The organism is Candidatus Bathyarchaeia archaeon (assembly GCA_035283685.1).
GTDB lineage: Archaea > Thermoproteota > Bathyarchaeia > Bathyarchaeales > Bathyarchaeaceae > DATETJ01.
In genome coordinates this window covers 50,247-66,424 of record DATETJ010000004.1, presented here as the reverse complement: position 1 = coordinate 66,424, position 16,178 = coordinate 50,247, and the positions used below count along the sequence as shown (strand labels likewise).

Sequence of the window (16,178 nt, the reverse complement as noted above, 5' to 3'; positions counted from 1 at the left end):
CTCAGGATTCACTAAAATTCTTTACTCTTACTTGCTAGGATAAACTCTTACCTTCAAATGTGATAAAGAAAATACGTTGAGCGGGACTGCTGGAAGGTCTGCTTTTATGAAGAAAGCGTTCTGGCTCTTAGACGTCAACTCTGAAGTAAGGGAGCACAAGCCTGAGATCTGGATTTGGGGCATCGACGACAAAGACCAACGCATCCTCATCATCGAACGCAGCTTTCAAGCCTACTTCTACCTAGTCGTTAAGAATGAACATGATCCGCAGAAAGTGATTCAGAACATAACAACTCGAAAGAACGAATTTCCATCAGTTCTGAAATTAGAGCCAGTTAAAAGGAAGTATTTTGGAAGGCTCGTTGAAGCTGTCATCACATTAATAATCAGATTGTTCCAGCAGCGTCTCCGTTCTAACAATGTTCGGCATATCTGAGGAAGAACTGCTTGTAGCCTCTGGCTCTAAGCCTAGAACGCTCGCAAAGTTCACCTAATGAATTCTTTTGTTTAGCTTTCCATTTCTGCGAAGGTCAGTAGGTGAACTTTAAGCGGTTGCTTAACCTGATCTGAAACACGCGCTGCTACTACGAATTTGATGCCCTTTTCGCCTGCTATGTCTACCAGCCGCTGCGTTATGATGCCGTCAAACACCACTGTGTCAACGCCTGCAGTTTGCTGAAGCTTCTCCGCCAGTGCGCTTACTGGTATTCGTTCGATTTGCTCCATTTTCTCGCTGAACAATACGGCTTCCAATGTGCCTTCAAGTTCTTTTCGCGCTTCCTTGATCTGCTTTGGCACAAGGACTCTTGGGCGTTCACGCGGCTTTCTCGCCTTGAACTCTTCGATTGGCACTTTGTTTTTCAAAGCGTTGAATATCTCAGTCGATGTGCATTCTTCGATTTCCTTTCCAGGCGGTGCCCGCGAGATGTACTTGACGTCGGTTACTTGCAGAAGTTCCTTGAGGATGAGATCGCCGCCTCTGTCACCGTCTAAGAGTGCTGTTGTTGTTTTCTCTTTGCTGAGTTTGATGATAGTGTCTGGAACCTTTGCGCCTTCAAGTGCCACAACGTTTTCGATTCCGCATCTGAGCAGATTTATGACATCAGCTCTGCCTTCCACGATTATGACGTCTTTGGCGCGGTCTACGTCTGGTCCAGCTGACAATTCGTCTGGTCCGTATTTTTCGACTTTGGGCACTCTGAGGGTTTCTGAGACTTCGCGGAAGACTTCCTCTGTGCTGGGCATGGACTCGATTTGCCATTTCTGCAAGATGCTCTTTGCTCGTTCAATTATGACTTTGCGTCTTGAGTCTCGTATGTCTTCAAGTCTGTCTATGGTGACTTTTGCCTCGCATGGTCCAACACGGTTTATGCTCTCTATGCTAGCTGCGATTATAGCGGTAGATACTCTGTCGAGGCTGGTCGGTATCACGATTGTGCCAGTGGTTCTGTCTTGTTTCGATTGCAGCTCGATTTCTATTCTTCCGATTCGTCCTGATTTTTGCAGTTCGCGCAGGTCAAGTTCCGTGCCGAACAAGCCTTCTGTTTGTCCGAAAACTGCTCCTATTACGTCGGGTTTTTCAACCACGCCTTCAATTTCGAATCTGGCGCGGATAACATACTTTACGGTAACTGTCTGTGATGATCCCATTAGCATGCACCTCCTAGTGATATTTTGTTATATGGGAATAATCCCAGTAACGCCGTAAACGTGTACTAGTTACGAAGCATGTTATCAGTGAACCGCTCTCTTTTAACCTTTGCTAATCTCAACTTCAACATCAGAACTTGAGAGAGCGAAAACATGATATATTCGACCATTATTTGCATGCTCACATGCTAGGAAAGATAGTCGTTGTAGGCATGGGATACGCGGGCATACCCATCGCCGCACTTTTTGCTGATACACCTGGATTTACCGTTGTAGGCGTGCAACGCAGATCCAAACGCTCTGGATGGAAAATAGACTGGCTCAATGAAGGCAAGAATCCTATTGGCGGAGACGAGCCGGGATTATCTGAACTGATTTCGCGCGTGGTGAAGAAGGGCGCATTCAAGGTTGTCGATGATATTTCGACATGCCGAGACGCTGAAGCAGTTTTGATTGATGTGCAGACGCCCACAGATGTTGACAAGACACCTAATTATGACTCGCTCAAAGAAGTCAGCGAAACCGTTGGCAAATTCATGAGCACCGGTACACTTGTTGTTGTCGAATCCACGGTGGCGCCTGGCACAACCGACAATATTGTCAAACCCATTTTGGAGAAGTCATCAGGCCTGAAAGCGGGCAAAGACTTCTATCTCGCATTCTGCTACGAACGAGTCATGGTTGGACGATTGATCAAGAACATGGTAGAGCTCTCCCGAATAGTTGGAGGCGTGGATGAAGAAAGCACAAAACGCGCCATGGAACTGTACTCACACATTGTCAAAGCCAAACTTTTTCCCACTGATGCTCTCACCGCAGAAGTGACAAAAGTTGTGGAGAACACATACAGAGACGTCAACATCGCATTCGCAAACGAAGTGGCTTTGATCTGTGAGAGCCTTGGAGTCGATGTGTTCAAGGTGCGCGAACTAGTTAATACGCTGCCCAACGATTCGTCAAATCCAGCATCAAACCCGATCAGAAACATGCACTACCCAGGCGCAGGAGTTGGGGGGCACTGTCTCCCGAAAGACGGCTGGCTGCTCAAATATGGCTTAGACGCTTTTGGAAAGTTCAAGCTTTTCCCAAAAATCATAGTTAGCACAAGAGAAGTCAACGATTCCATGCCAAGGCATGTTGTTGACTTGATAGAAGACGCTTTGGCTGAACATGACAGGAAGTTGAAAGGAGCCAAAGTGGCTATTCTCGGCGTGGCTTTCCTTGAAAACTGCGACGATACCCGCAACACACCCTCAGCTGAAATATACTCTGAACTAAGAAAGCGAGGAGCACAGCCAATACTTCACGATCCAATTGTGCGTGACTTCGATTTGCCATTTACCAAGGACTTGGATGAAGCGCTCTCGAAAGCAGACGCAGTTGTCATTTCCACCAAACACAAGGAGTATCTGAAACTCGACCTGAGCGAACTGAAGACAAAGCTGGCCACACCAGTCTTAGTTGATGGCAGAAATGCTTTTGACGAAGACGCCGCGGTCAGAGCAGGTCTAACGTACAGAGGCGTGGGAAAGGGAACACGCAAATCATAAATCGTAAGGTAGAGCCTCAACGTTCAAGACTGTGGGATGGATCCGTGGAGCATGAACCGCACGACTTTCCGCGAATTAATCGCAAGCATGGCTGATGTGTTCGATTCCAAGGCAGCTGGCGATCTTTCTGCCACGGTTCAGTTTCGCGCGTCGGGCAAGGAGCCCGGAGACTACTATCTAAGCATTGAGAATGGCAAGTGCACTTTTCATGAAGGTGTTGCCAACTCACCCACAGCCACGATTCATACGCCATCTGAGGTGTGGATTGCCATCACTTCAGGCGAGATGGACCCTGCTCTAGCCTACATGCGGGGCAAGTTCCGTGTCGAAGGCGACCTAGGTTTGCTCCTGAAAATGCGAGAGATTTTCAAACGTAGTTGATGAGTCGGCATACGATTGCCAACGAACACGAAAGGTTTTTAGAACAACTATTGTTGATCCCCCGGCAAACTTCCCTTTTTTGGTTGGGCTTGCGTAATACCTCAAGACCCCGACTTACCCTGAGAACCTTAGTTTTTCTTAGGCTAGACAATTAGCAGGAGTTCTGGTACAAACCAGACTGCTATGCCCAAGGTTATGAAACCAGTTCCAACGAGCCATGTGAACCATTTTGCCCCCTTGACGATAACCTTTTCCAAAGTTATTACGATGGCCAATAGCGCCATTGAGGGAAGACTCATGGCCGCAACCGAAAGCATCACTATCATGTAAAGATAGCAGCACCCGACACAATAAAATCCATGTTCAACACCCATTCTCAAAGCTCCACCAAGACCGTTCTTAGCATGTGTTAGAAAGAAACCCAAAGGAGAAACGCAGTGTTTAACACACGTGTCTTTATACGGAGTAAACTGCCACACACCCGCACCCACCAGGACAATCCCAGCAACCTGGGTTGAATATGTCGATGACGACGGAAAAATCGCGCCTAGCTGGAAGGCTACAAATACAGCAAAATACGCTGCGAAACCGAGGACAACGTAGAGAATAAGGTAGCCGCCCAGAAAAATCATGATGCCAACAGTCTTAGCTGCTTTCGATGACAAACCAGTCTTCTCCATTGTCTTGAAGTAGAAAGAACCAACAGGTATCATGGTCGGAAACATCATAGCAAGCATACCCACCGTCCATGCTAGAACAAAAAGTGAGAAAACTCCCAAGTCAAACGTCGAGAACAGCATTGACATACCAGATATAGGAAGCGCCGACGGAACTATGTCACTGCTCGTATTCATGCCGACCGCTGAGTTCATTAGATAGTAAGCCGCGTACCAAGCAAAAGCAGCAGCAACGATTAGCCCAATTGCTACTGGTAGGGCAACAGAATCCGACGTAAAGAAACTGTCACGGGCCCTTGTATCTGAATGGTGAGTAGAACCCATTTTTTTCTGAAAGTTCCCACTTAAGCCCATAATCGTGGTAGCTTAGCCTCTTGGATTTCGCAACTACAGCGGGTTCTCCAGGAACGGCGGTTAGCGGGTGGTTTTTAATCGTAACCTCGGAACCGTCTTGACCCGCTAGAGCTTCAATCTCTGCTTCGGCGATGTTTGGAATACTGAGGCTTCGCTTTTTTCCATTTAGCTCATATTTAATGTCTACGCTCTTGACTCCAAGCACTTGGCCGATGGACGGTCCCAAGGCCGCTGGATTTCCACCAGCTTGACCTGAGAATATTTGCGTCAGTGCATCCTTCTGTGGCTGATCTGCTTTGTTGTCGAGATAAAGTGCAACTTTCCACTTTACTTTAGCCATGTGTCCGGGCGAATGCACGGCCAATACGGCGTTGAGGTCATCTAGTTTGACATCTCCGTATTTGCCATTGTCGATGTGCCAAGCGATGAGGAGTGTGCATTCACCAGTGGTAGGGGGACTCAGGAAAACACAGGGGCACGCTGGTTCACAGTTACAGGTCTCAAAGTAACTTCCGGAGAGGTTCCAATTAATAGACATGATCTAGAAACTTCCCGTAATTATAAAAAGTATAAAATAATTGAGACATATAAGAATTCGCCCAAGCGTTTGAAGGCAACCATGGAATACCATCGGACTGGAGACATACTCTACATGACGAAATTCCTAGGACACAAGAAAACTAATGTAAACAAAGCTAATCGAATTTGAAAAAATGGCCAAGTACCATGTGGGGGTAACCAAAACCTTAGAAGAAGCCTCGAATTCGTGGAGCGCGGCTTTTGAACCCGTCGAAGGGGTGGATGGACCCAGAATCTTCAGGAAACGCAAGTGAAAAACTTTACCTATTATGCCGAAGTCTATACGAAAAGGTTTTTAGTTTCGTCTCCACAACTGACACAAGCAAAATGTGTTTAATGCGAGTATGTAAGAGGTGACAATGAAGATATGTCCGTGTTTGCGGCGCCTGGAGCATACGACCGCGCCATTACAGTGTTCTCACCTGACGGACGGCTGTTCCAAGTTGAATACGCGCTTGAAACGGTTAATCGCGGAGCGACAATACTGGGTATAACGTGCTCCGAAGGAATAGTCCTCGGAGCTGAAGAAAGAAAAGAGTCCGCTCTGCAAGACGAAAGATTCATGTGGAAGCTGTTCGAAGTTGACCAACACTTGGGAGCAGCGGTTGTAGGCTTAGGCTCAGATGCCCGCATCCTAATCGATCAGGCTAGAGTTTACGCACAAAGCAACAAACTCATGTACGACGAACCAATCGATGTTGAAGTGGTTGCCAAACGAGTAGGCGACATCAAACAACTCTACACACAGCACGCAGGCGTAAGACCATTCGGCGTTTCCATAATATTCGGTGGAACAGATAAGACAGGCAGCAGACTTTTCGTAACTGACCCCAGCGGATCCATACGAGGATGGAAAGCAGTAGCCTTCGGTGTCGGAAGAGAAACAGTGGAAGGCATCCTCAAAACCGATTACAACGAAACCATGGGACTTGAAGCTGCCACGCAGTTGACTGTCAAAGCCTTGATAAAAGCACAGGAAGCCAGAGGCGAAAAGCCCGGCGTCAAAATCGCTGTTATTCCAACATCAACCAAGAAGATGGTAACTCTTACGGATGCTGAAGTCGAGAAATACATGAAGCCCAGCTGAGAAACCCGATGAGTCAGCAGCGCTACACGATTGCACGCCTAACTCATGAAGGCGAACACTTCGAAATCCTGGTTAAACCTGATCAAGCCCTAGACTACCGGCTTGGCAAAATCAATGCTCTATCCGAAGCGTTGGTAAGCGACACTATCTATACAGACGCGAATAAAGGCACAAGGCCATCTGAAGATAAGCTGAAGAAAGCGTTTGGCACAAACGACACTCTCAAAATAGCCGAGCAGATTCTGCGCCATGGAATGCTCCAGTTAACTACAGATCAGCGCCGTCACATGATCGAGGAGAAAAGAAAGCAGATTGTGGCTTTCATAGCACGTTACAGCGTTGACCCTCGTACGAATCTGCCGCATCCGCCCATGCGTATTGAACAGGCAATGCAGCAAATTCACTATTCAATCGACCCATTCAAGGAAACCGAGGAACAAGCCAAAGAAATAATCAAACTTCTTCGTCCCATGTTACCGCTGAAGACCGAGCTGGTATCGGTTAACGTTCGCATACCTGCAACATATGCTAGTAAGACTTATGGAGCAGTCAAAGGCTTCGGAACAATAAAACGTGAAGAATGGCGTGCAGACGGCTCATGGTTTGCAGTCGTGGAAATGCCTGCAGGCTTATACGGACCTTTTCTCGAAAAACTGGGCGAATTAACTAAGGGCGCCGCAGAAGCAAAAATTGGTTGACCATTAAGAGTGCAAACATTAAAGGGAGGCGAAAAAACATGCCGATTTATCATGAAAAGAGACAACTCGTTACACCAGGCGACTTGCTGGCTGAAAACGATTACATAAACGGGGAAAACACGTACAGGGAGAACGGAAAAATCTACGCGACTAGAGTCGGCTTATTCGACCACGATGAAAAACGAGTTTTCGTGGTTGCGTTGAAGGCGTTCTACATTCCCATGGTCGGCGACACGGTCATCGGCAAAGTGCTTGAAGTAACGTTGGGCGGATGGATTGTTGACATCAGAGCACCATACGTGGCCATGTTACGAGCTTCAGATGCACTTGAGCGACCTGTCAGACCTCAGAGGGACGACTTGCCAGCGCTATTCGACGTAGGCGAGATGATGATCGCTAAAATAGTGGCTTATGATCGAACCCGCGACCCATTGCTTACAGTTCTAGAGCGTGGGCTTGGAAAGGTTACCAGAGGCCAAGTCATCGAAATCACGCCTACAAAGATTCCACGAGTCATCGGAAAGAAAGGTTCAATGGTGACAACGATCAAGAACGAGACAGGTTGTCAAGTAAGCATTGGGCAAAACGGAAGAATTGCGATCATGGGCAAGACGCCTGAAGACGAACGCTTAGCCATCATGGCTATCCGACTGGTTGAACAGGAAGCCCACACGAGTGGGCTGACTGACAGAGTTACTGAAATGTTACGTAAGGAAAAAGGTGAAAAATCCAAGAAGGAGGTAGTTGAAGATGTCCCAAAAGAAACCTGAAAAACTAATAGATGAAAACGACATTCGATATGACGGCAGAAAACTGAATGATCTGCGACCAATAAAATTAGAAGTCGGTGTTTTGGGCAATGCCGACGGTTCAGCCTATATTGAACAAGGAAAAAATAGGATTCTCGCTGCTGTTTATGGACCGAGAGAGATTCATCCGAAACATCAAGCATTGCCTGATCGTGCAGCCTTGAGATGCCGATATCATATGGCGCCGTTTTCTGTGCAAGAGAGAAAGTCACCCGCGCCATCAAGAAGAGAATTGGAACTTTCAAAAGTCATGCGAGAAGCTTTGGAGCCATCAATTTTCACTGAGTTCTATCCTAGAACGGCTATTGATCTCTTCGTTGAAGTGTTGCAGGCAGATGGTGGCACAAGATGTGCTGGTATCACGGCGGCTTCTCTGGCGTTGGCTGATGCAGGCATACCTATGAGAGACTTGGTAAGCGCGTGTGCGGCTGGTAAAGTTGAAGATCGTCTTGTGTTGGACTTAGATGACCTAGAGGACAAGAGCGACGGGGCCGACGTGCCCGTTGCCTACATGCCGAATTTGAACGCTGTAACGTTGTTACAGATGGACGGCATGCTAACAAATGAAGAGTTCGAGCAAGTCTTGAACATGGGCATTGAAGGATGTAAGCAGGTTAGTCAACTTCAGAAGGAAGCGTTGAAAGCCAAGTACATAGCCGCCAAGGAAGCGGCTCCTGAAAAGGGAGAGGAAACTGAAGAGGAGGCGATTGAATAATGGCGTCAATAATGGCTGCAAAAGTCAGGGCTAGAAGAGTTGCACAGTTGATCGCCAGTGGCAAGCGATTGGATGGACGAGAACCTAACGACTACCGAGAAGTCCAGATCGAGTCTGGGCTTATTGAACGCGCCGAAGGCTCAGCGCGAGTCCGCTTGGGCAAAACCGAAGTCTTGGTAGGAGTTAAGATCGAGACAGGCGAGCCGTTTCCAGACACTCCGAATCAAGGAGTCATGACCGTTAACGCTGAGCTTGTGCCTTTGGCTTCCCCCACGTTTGAGCCTGGACCGCCAGATGAGAGATCGATTGAGTTGGCTCGTGTAGTGGATCGTGGCATACGCGAATCAAAAGCTATACCCACCGAAGACCTAGTCATAGAGGCCGGCGAGAAGGTTTTCGTTGTGTTCATCGATGTTTACGTTCTCAACCACGACGGCAACTTGATCGACGCGTCAGCACTAGCTGCTCTAGCTGCACTTCTGAACACAAAAATGTTCAACTACGAAGTGAAAGAAGGCGAAGTAAAGATTAAGCCGGGCTATAAGCCGCTGCCCATCAAAAACCATCCCATTGCAGTTACGTTTGCCAAAATCAACGACAAGCTGGTTGTGGATCCATGGCTTGAGGAAGAGCAGGTGATGGACGCTCGCTTGACTATGACTGTGGAGAAAGACGGCAAGATATGCGCGATCCAGAAGGGCGGTTACGGCACATTCTCAACCCAACAGATCTTAGAGGCAAGCAAAATAGCGCAAGAGAAATCGGCTGAACTGCGAAAACTAGTTGTGAAGGACTAAGAAATGGGCAAGAAGCGAATGAAGAAGATCGGTTCAACGCGTGGATTTGAGGCTCGCTATGGCTCCACTGTCCGAAAGCGCTACATCGCCGCCATCTCCGGTCTTAAAAAAGCACATGAATGCCCGAAGTGCGGTTCAACCTCGGTTCGACGTCAAAGCGTAGGCGTCTGGAAATGCGGAAAATGCAGCGCAGTGTTCGCTGGTGGCGCCTATATGCCAACAACCAAGCTTGGCGAAATTGCCAAGCGAGCAGCAAAAGGCGTGCCGACTGAAGCAGTGGCTGTGGAACAAGAAGGCGAGTAACCCCTCAGGATCTTCTTCTTTCTAGTCTCTTTTTCCAGCTTTTCAAAGGAGTGTCGAAACTACATATTTAAATATGTTAATATGTAATCATGTAGTTTCTCAAAACGGAAGGTTTAGCCAATGACAACTATGCCTGCCAATGAGAAAGACCGACTTGTTCGGTTGATTGAGTCTGGAAGATGCAAAGCTGCAGAGGCGCCAAAATACGCTGATCAACTTCGGCGTCTGGCTAACGAAGTCGCCAACGCCAAGACTGTAGACACGCAGAGTAAGCTTTTCAAGGCGTTAGCCGACCAAACGCGGCTGCGGATTCTGAGACTTCTCGAGATGCAGGAGATGTGTGTCTGTGAACTTATGGTTGCGCTTGATTTGACTCAACCGACAGCATCTCATCATTTGGGGTTGTTGGAGAATGCAGGTTTGGTTAGGCGAAGAAGGGAAGTGAAATGGGTCTTCTACAGCATTGTTGATCACAAGCTGGTTGCAAACTTGCTCGGAACGGAAGTCTTCAAGAGATGAAAATGATTGCTCAGCAACAATCATCTGCGTCTGCTGAACGCGGAACGCTTGGTCTTTTCGAGAAGTACCTAACCGTATGGATTGCCATCTGCATAATCGTCGGCTTGTTGGTGGGACGATTTCTGCCGCAATTCGGTCAGCTCGTAGATTCCCTTAAATTCAGGCAGTTGTCGATTCCGATTGGCATACTGCTGTTTTTCATGATGTATCCCACGGTTGTTGGAATAAGGTTCAGCGACGTTAGGAAAGCTGCGCAGAAACCCAAACCTCTGCTTGTGACATTATTCGCAAACTGGGTTGTAGCTCCCCCTCTGATGACTCTTCTGGCAAATCTCATGCTGACCGATCCTTTGCAAAAGGCTGGAATAATACTGCTCGGCATGTCACCCTGCACAGCCATGGTAATGTGGTGGATGTTTCTAGCTAAAGGTGACATGGCACAGGGACTGGTTAATACAGCGATTAACGCGCTTTTGATGCTGTTGCTTTATGCTCCGATGGCAGCGCTATATCTAGGAGTAAGCAGCATTCCAGTGCCTTGGGATCTGATCGCTGTCAGCGTTTTGGTTTTCATTGCTTTACCAGTCGCATCAGGTGCCATCACTAGAAGAACACTGATACCCCGGAAAGGCGAGGAATGGTTCAGCAACAGGTACATCCCTGTTGTCGGCAAAATATCCATAGTGGCTCTCTTGACCACTCTCATAGTCTTGTTTTCGTTTGAGGGAGAGGTCATTCTTGAAAATCCCTTCTTGGTCGCTTACCTTGCGGCACCGAATCTGCTGCACTATGCCATCATGATAACTTGGACTTACATGCTTGGATATCTCGCAGGCTGGGCATACGAAACCACCATAGATACAACCTTGATAGGAAGCAGCAGCCACTTTGAAGTTGCCATAGCAGTGGCCATAACGCTGTACGGCATAGGCTCAGGCGCAGCGTTAGCCACCGTCATAGGACCTTTAATGGAAGTCCCACTGATGCTGTCTGTGGTGAAGTTGGGTTTAAGAACAAGCCATTACTTTCCAAGGAAGAATGCTGGGAGGTGAAATGTGCGCTGAAAAAGATACTATTTGTATGTGTCGAGAACGCTGGTCGAAGCCAAATGGCTGAGGCATTCGCAAACCATTTCGGAGAGGGCAAAGTCGTTGCCACGAGCGCCGGCGTCATGTTAGCTGATGAAGTCAATCCAGTTGTGGTGCAAGCCATGAAGGAAAAAGGAATTGACATATCCATGAAAAAGCCCAAACTGCTTACTACGAGGATGGCGGAAGAAGTCCATAGAATTATCACGATGGGCTGCAGTGTCGAGCAGGTTTGCCCTGCCCCACTTCTCAAGAATGTCATTGACTGGAGCTTGGAAGATCCTAAGGGCAAACCTATTGAAAAGGTTCGGGAAATAAGAGACGAGATAGAGAAAAGAGTCCTTTCATTAATGGCTGAACTTAAAGCGATTGATTAATGCAGGTGCTGAGAAAGGATGAGAGCAACAGCTAAGATTCATCTTAGATTTCCCAGCGGGAAGCAGTTGTCGGCTATCTTTACGGCGCTCAAGGCTGAGGCTCGCAGCCCTGTGACAAGTCGCTCCAAAGTTGCTGTTGTGAAAGAAGACAAGACGTTGACGTTGACCATGATTTTCGAGGCAAAGGACACTTCTGCGTTGAGGGCAGCGTTGAACTCCTATCTGCATTGGGTACGCCTTTCAATGGATGTTCTGCAAGCTCTCGAAGCATCTTGATAGCAGCAATTGTTCAAGAAATGCTTAATTAATTCGAGTTCATAATGCTGAGCGTAATTCAGCCACTGATTATAGGAATGTTGCCCCATGAGCGATGAAATCTCGAAGCTTCCAGCCCCAGTTCAAGAGCGTTTGCTCAGGTTGCAGCAACTCCAGCAGGCCTTGCAGTCGGTGTTGACGCAGAAGCAGCAGCTTGAATTGGAGTTGACGGAAACTGAGCAAGCGCTCAGCGAGTTGGCAAAGATGGACGACAACGCCATAATATACAAATCGATTGGTTCATTGTTGGTGAAGGCTGAAAAAGCCAAAGTGACAACCGAGCTTACCGAGCGCAAAGAACTGTTCAACGCACGAGTCAGCGTGTTAGGAAAGCAGGAAGAAAGGCTTCGAACCCAAGCCAAAGACCTGCAAGCCAGATTGCAGAAGGATCTAAGCCCAGTTTTTCCAGCGCAGCCTGAGTCTTAAGGGCTTAGGTGAAGCGTCTGTTGGAAGAACTCGGTATAGCCGAGTTGACAGAAGACCAACTTGAAAAACTCTGTGAGACAGGCGAGAAAGCAGCAAGAGCTTATGTTCTGTCCAAGGTTCCTAAGAAGGAAATTTCAACGCTTGATATTACCGTGGACGCTGAAGGCAGCAAACCCGTCACAGTCAATGTAGAAGTGGAAATCACCTTGTCGCCATCAACGAAGAACCTCAATGTGAACAAACTGGCACAAGAAGCAACAGAGAAAGCATTCGACGCCATAAAGCAATATCTGCGTGAGTCTTCATGCAAGTCCACCAAATAATCGATCTCATCGAGAACCGAAAAGCCAAACTAGCTGTCTTACTCTGCCACGTAAACGCTGACCCAGATGCTGTGTGTGCCGCGTTTGGTTTTGCTCAACTGCTGCAGCGGCTTAGACCTAACCTTGCTGTCGAGACTGCTGCGGCTCAAGGTCCAAGTCGACTGTCAAAATCCCTGCTAAACTCGTTGCCTGCAAAGTTGACGATGCAACCAAGAATCGAGGAAGCAGACATCATCGTCTTGCTGGATACAAACACGGTTCAGCAACTGGGCGAATGGAGCGATCGAGTCAAGGCGTCAAAGGCAGCGTTGATCGTAATAGACCATCATGCAAGCCACCCGCAGACTGAAAGCCTCGCAACCCTGAGCGTTGCTGACGAGAAGGCTTCATCCGCCTGCGAAATAGTCTATCGTCTGTATAAAGAGGCTCAGGTTGAGTTGAAGCCGGTTGAAGCTCAGGCGCTGTTTTTGGGAATAGCGTTTGACACGCGGCATTTTGTATTGGCTAAATCCAGCACCTTCAAGGCGATAGCCGAGCTAATCGACGCTGGAGTCAAAGCTGAAGAGACCCTGTCCCTGCTTTCGTTGCCTATGGATCAATCAGAACGCATAGCACGACTCAAAGCGTCAAAACGCCTCAAACTAATCGGAATCAACAACTGGCTAATCGCTTTTTCAAACGTCAGCGCATATCAAGCCTCAGCAGCTCGCGCACTCATCAGTTTAGGCGCGCATGTTGCAGTTGCGGCAGGACAAAAAGGCGAGAAACTCCAGATGAGTATGCGCGCCACGCAAGATTTTCATGAAAAAACCAAGGTTCATTTAGGCAGGGATATTGCCAATCCTCTTGGTGAATACTTGCATGGTATGGGTGGGGGACATGCTGTTTCTGCTGGAGTTAATGGTGTAGGCGAAGTTGAAGACAGCCTAAAGCGGTGCGCAAGACTGTTGAAAGAGAAACTGACCAAACTCTAAATTGAGTAGCTACTCTTAAGTTAATCTGCAAGTTGCTGTTGCAACAAGGCGGCGACAAAGGCATTGGCAGTTATCGAGATTAAAAACCTAACCTACATGTATCCCGGCGCAAACAAGCAGTCTCTAAGTGACGTGAGCCTAGCTGTAGAAAAAGGCGAGTTCGCCATACTCACAGGTCCAAGCGGCTGCGGGAAGACCACTCTTTGTCGCTGCTTCAACGGGTTGATACCACACTTCTATGCAGGTGAATTGAAAGGCGACCTGAAGGTTGCTGACTTGAACATCAGTGGTCACACTATAGGGGAAATGGCGATGCACGTTGGACTCGTGTTTCAGAACCCTGAAAACCAGCTCTTCGCGTTGTCGGTTGAAAAAGACGTAGCTTTCGGGCTTGAAAACTTGGGCATGCCGAGGCAAGAGATGAAGGAGCGCGTGGACTGGGCGCTGAAAACGACGGGTATCGAAGACTTGAGGGAAAGAGCACCTTACGAGCTTTCAGGCGGGCAGCAACAGCGTGTTGCCATCGCCAGCGTCCTCGCCATGCAACCTGAGATCATCGTTTTCGACGAGCCAACGTCTTTTCTCGACCCTCTTGGGGCTCAGAAAATCTTCGAAGTGATAAGCCAACTCAACAGACAGCTGGGAATAACCGTCATACTAGTCGAGCACAGATTGGATTTGGCTGCAAAATACGCCAACCACGTCATAATCATGGATGAAGGCAAAATCGTGCTAGACGGCGAACCCCGGGACATATTCAACTCCGAACAAGCTTGGCTTCTAGGCGTTGGCATCCCAAAGGTCGTGCGCCTCTGGCGGCTTCTTGAAGAAAACGGTGTCACGTTGAAGGGAATTCCCCTAAGCTCTGAGGAAGCCACGCAATATCTGCGGGAGGCATTGTGGCAACGATAGAAGTCAAAGACATCTACTTCACGTATCCAACTGGCGTTGAAGCCTTGAAAGGCGTGTCGATAACGGTCAAAGACGGGGAATTCGTCGCCATAATGGGGCAAAACGGTGCAGGAAAGACCACGCTTGTCAAGAATTTCAACGGTCTGCTCAGACCTGCCAAAGGCCAAGTGTCGGTTGACGGGGTCAGCACCAGAGACGTAAGCGTGGCCAAACTTGCCAGAACGGTTGGATTCGTCTTTCAAAATCCTGACCATCAATTATTCAGTGAGACTGTTGAGGAGGAAATTGCCTTTGCCCTGCGCAACTTCGGGTTCGACGCTGAAACCATTGAAAAACGCGTGACTTGGGCGGTTAATCTTCTCGATTTGGTTGAGTATCGGAAAACGTCTCCTTTCATGTTGAGCGGAGGCGAGCGGAAACGTGTGGCTTTAGCCTCAGTTCTTGCTTGGGATCCGAAGGTGGTTATACTTGATGAGCCCACGATTGGGCAGGATCATAGGCAGAAGGAGAACCTTCGGCAATTTATTGTCCAACTGAATGAGCAGGGCAAGACGGTTGTGGTTGTGACTCATGATGTTGAGTTTGTGGCTGAATGCAACCCGCGGGTTGTCTTGATGAAAGAGGGAAGGATAATAGCCGACGGCGAAGCCAAGCAGATTCTAACCAACACCACGCTGGCGTTGGAGGCTTCGATTGTGCCGCCTCAAATCTCCCAGATTTTTCATGGCTTGACGTTCTTAGGCTTGCCTTCAGACGTGATTGACGTTTCGGAAGCGAAGACGATATTGATCAATTACATGAAGGAGCATCAGCGTTGAGCGTTTTTGAAGGTTTCCGCTTCCGTCATGTAAGCTCGCCTATTCATAATCGTGATCCGAGAATCAAGTTTGTGTTTGTCATTGCAATGTTCGCCGTCACGTTGCTTTTCACTGAGTTTCTGCCCTTGTTGGTGTTGTTTTTCCTGCCGCTGCCCTTTGTGGCTGTTGCAGGCGTGAAACGACAATGGTTGCGTTCGCTGCGGGGAGCCCTTTTCTTGGCGATGTTCATCTTTGTTTTCAATTTTGTGTTTGGCTATCTTTACAGGTCTTATCCGACTACGAGTGTGCTGTTGGAGTATTCGTTGGCGATGACGTTGAGGTTTCTGGTGTTGGTTGAGTCTTTTTCGGTTTTCTTTTTGACCACTTCGCCTGACCATCTAAGCTTAGCGTTGGAGCAGAGCCACGTCCCATATGAGTTCACGTTTGCCTTCACCACTGCTGTACGCTTTGTGCCTGTTCTGGCTGAGGAGGCTCAGACCATTATGGACGCTCAGAAGGCGCGAGGTCTGGAGTTGGAGCGAGGCAACTTTCTAAAACGCGTGCGCAACTACATCCCAATCCTGATTCCACTCATAGTCAGCGCCATAAGGCGAAGTTTAGAATTGGCTGAGGCTATGGAATCGAGGGCTTGGGGTGCCAGTTCCAAGCGCACAAATCTTTATGTGCTGAAGATCAAACGTGGCGACTTGGTGCTGCTGCTACTGTCAGTTGGGTTGCTGGCGCTGGGCGTTTACGTGCGCTATTTTGTGTCAATTCCACACTTGAGCACGTTTCTACCGCCGCTTCCGTTTTAGAAACCGAGTAAAAGTCTTTTGAGCCAGCTGCC

Annotated in this window: 22 protein-coding genes; 19 read left to right on the top strand and 3 right to left on the bottom strand. The window is 48.2% G+C overall.

All coding sequences use genetic code 11. The features are described 5' to 3' along the window. Positions 1-106 precede the first annotated feature (106 nt). Positions 107-436, top strand: a complete 330-nt coding sequence (locus VJ249_04540; protein ID HKZ93835.1) for a hypothetical protein — start codon at positions 107-109, stop codon at positions 434-436. Positions 437-507: 71 nt separating this feature from the next. On the opposite strand, the gene dnaG is transcribed toward VJ249_04540, so the two are convergent. Then, complete coding sequence (dnaG, locus tag VJ249_04535) at positions 508-1,650, bottom strand: DNA primase DnaG (GenBank protein HKZ93834.1); 1,143 nt, start codon at positions 1,648-1,650, stop codon at positions 508-510. A 185-nt stretch (positions 1,651-1,835) separates the two neighbouring features. Between dnaG and VJ249_04530 the strand changes: the two genes are divergently transcribed. Both VJ249_04530 and VJ249_04525 read left to right on the top strand, forming a co-directional pair. Then, the gene (locus VJ249_04530; protein HKZ93833.1) at positions 1,836-3,200 is read left to right on the top strand and encodes a nucleotide sugar dehydrogenase; all 1,365 of its coding nucleotides are present in this window, start codon (positions 1,836-1,838) and stop codon (positions 3,198-3,200) included. A 51-nt stretch (positions 3,201-3,251) separates the two neighbouring features. Next, positions 3,252-3,581 (top strand): SCP2 sterol-binding domain-containing protein, encoded by a 330-nt coding sequence (locus VJ249_04525; GenBank protein ID HKZ93832.1) that lies wholly within the window; start codon positions 3,252-3,254, stop codon positions 3,579-3,581. Between the two features lie 143 nt (positions 3,582-3,724). Here the strand turns inward: VJ249_04525 and VJ249_04520 are convergent, their stop codons facing one another. Both VJ249_04520 and VJ249_04515 read right to left on the bottom strand, forming a co-directional pair. Continuing rightward, a complete protein-coding gene (locus tag VJ249_04520; GenBank protein HKZ93831.1) occupies positions 3,725-4,582 on the bottom strand; it encodes a DUF2182 domain-containing protein in 858 nt (285 codons plus the stop codon). Then, positions 4,545-5,150 carry a DUF1326 domain-containing protein gene (locus VJ249_04515; GenBank protein ID HKZ93830.1) on the bottom strand — a complete coding sequence of 202 codons (606 nt, stop codon included), beginning with the start codon at positions 5,148-5,150 and terminating at the stop codon, positions 4,545-4,547. Before VJ249_04515 ends, VJ249_04520 begins: the two co-directional genes overlap by 38 nt. Before the next feature lie 408 nt (positions 5,151-5,558). Here VJ249_04515 and VJ249_04510 point away from each other — a divergent pair, with 408 nt between their 5' ends. The 16 genes from VJ249_04510 to VJ249_04435 all read left to right on the top strand — a co-directional run bounded on the left by VJ249_04510 (position 5,559) and on the right by VJ249_04435 (position 16,146). Next, on the top strand, positions 5,559-6,278 hold the full coding sequence (locus VJ249_04510) for an archaeal proteasome endopeptidase complex subunit alpha (protein ID HKZ93829.1): 720 nt from the start codon (positions 5,559-5,561) through the stop codon (positions 6,276-6,278). 8 nt (positions 6,279-6,286) lie between these two features. After that, positions 6,287-6,976, top strand: a complete 690-nt coding sequence (locus tag VJ249_04505) for a ribosome assembly factor SBDS (GenBank protein ID HKZ93828.1) — start codon at positions 6,287-6,289, stop codon at positions 6,974-6,976. Between the two features lie 38 nt (positions 6,977-7,014). Continuing rightward, positions 7,015-7,746 (top strand): exosome complex RNA-binding protein Rrp4, encoded by a 732-nt coding sequence (rrp4, locus tag VJ249_04500; GenBank protein HKZ93827.1) that lies wholly within the window; start codon positions 7,015-7,017, stop codon positions 7,744-7,746. After that, positions 7,727-8,500, top strand: a complete 774-nt coding sequence (gene rrp41 / locus VJ249_04495; protein HKZ93826.1) for an exosome complex exonuclease Rrp41 — start codon at positions 7,727-7,729, stop codon at positions 8,498-8,500. The genes rrp4 and rrp41 overlap by 20 nt, the downstream gene beginning before the upstream one ends. After that, positions 8,500-9,297 carry an exosome complex protein Rrp42 gene (gene rrp42 / locus VJ249_04490; GenBank protein HKZ93825.1) on the top strand — a complete coding sequence of 266 codons (798 nt, stop codon included), beginning with the start codon at positions 8,500-8,502 and terminating at the stop codon, positions 9,295-9,297. The genes rrp41 and rrp42 overlap by 1 nt, the downstream gene beginning before the upstream one ends. Before the next feature lie 3 nt (positions 9,298-9,300). Then, the gene (gene rpl37ae, locus VJ249_04485) at positions 9,301-9,600 is read left to right on the top strand and encodes a 50S ribosomal protein L37ae (protein ID HKZ93824.1); all 300 of its coding nucleotides are present in this window, start codon (positions 9,301-9,303) and stop codon (positions 9,598-9,600) included. A gap of 120 nt (positions 9,601-9,720) precedes the next feature. Continuing rightward, positions 9,721-10,119, top strand: a complete 399-nt coding sequence (locus VJ249_04480; protein HKZ93823.1) for a metalloregulator ArsR/SmtB family transcription factor — start codon at positions 9,721-9,723, stop codon at positions 10,117-10,119. Positions 10,120-10,121: 2 nt separating this feature from the next. Further along, positions 10,122-11,171 carry an ACR3 family arsenite efflux transporter gene (arsB, locus tag VJ249_04475; GenBank protein HKZ93822.1) on the top strand — a complete coding sequence of 350 codons (1,050 nt, stop codon included), beginning with the start codon at positions 10,122-10,124 and terminating at the stop codon, positions 11,169-11,171. Next, the gene (locus VJ249_04470) at positions 11,168-11,584 is read left to right on the top strand and encodes an arsenate reductase ArsC (GenBank protein HKZ93821.1); all 417 of its coding nucleotides are present in this window, start codon (positions 11,168-11,170) and stop codon (positions 11,582-11,584) included. The genes arsB and VJ249_04470 overlap by 4 nt, the downstream gene beginning before the upstream one ends. 18 nt (positions 11,585-11,602) lie before the next feature. Continuing rightward, positions 11,603-11,860, top strand: a complete 258-nt coding sequence (locus tag VJ249_04465) for a KEOPS complex subunit Pcc1 (protein HKZ93820.1) — start codon at positions 11,603-11,605, stop codon at positions 11,858-11,860. A gap of 87 nt (positions 11,861-11,947) precedes the next feature. Next, on the top strand, positions 11,948-12,325 hold the full coding sequence (locus tag VJ249_04460) for a prefoldin subunit beta (GenBank protein HKZ93819.1): 378 nt from the start codon (positions 11,948-11,950) through the stop codon (positions 12,323-12,325). Between the two features lie 20 nt (positions 12,326-12,345). Continuing rightward, a complete protein-coding gene (locus tag VJ249_04455; protein HKZ93818.1) occupies positions 12,346-12,648 on the top strand; it encodes a DUF3194 domain-containing protein in 303 nt (100 codons plus the stop codon). After that, positions 12,630-13,622, top strand: a complete 993-nt coding sequence (locus tag VJ249_04450) for a DHH family phosphoesterase (protein ID HKZ93817.1) — start codon at positions 12,630-12,632, stop codon at positions 13,620-13,622. Before VJ249_04455 ends, VJ249_04450 begins: the two co-directional genes overlap by 19 nt. 63 nt (positions 13,623-13,685) lie before the next feature. Further along, entirely contained in the window at positions 13,686-14,534 is an 849-nt protein-coding gene (locus VJ249_04445) for an ATP-binding cassette domain-containing protein (protein ID HKZ93816.1), read from the top strand. Then, positions 14,522-15,352 carry an ABC transporter ATP-binding protein gene (locus VJ249_04440; GenBank protein ID HKZ93815.1) on the top strand — a complete coding sequence of 277 codons (831 nt, stop codon included), beginning with the start codon at positions 14,522-14,524 and terminating at the stop codon, positions 15,350-15,352. The genes VJ249_04445 and VJ249_04440 overlap by 13 nt, the downstream gene beginning before the upstream one ends. Further along, entirely contained in the window at positions 15,349-16,146 is a 798-nt protein-coding gene (locus VJ249_04435) for an energy-coupling factor transporter transmembrane component T (protein HKZ93814.1), read from the top strand. Before VJ249_04440 ends, VJ249_04435 begins: the two co-directional genes overlap by 4 nt. The last annotated feature ends 32 nt before the right edge of the window (positions 16,147-16,178 follow it).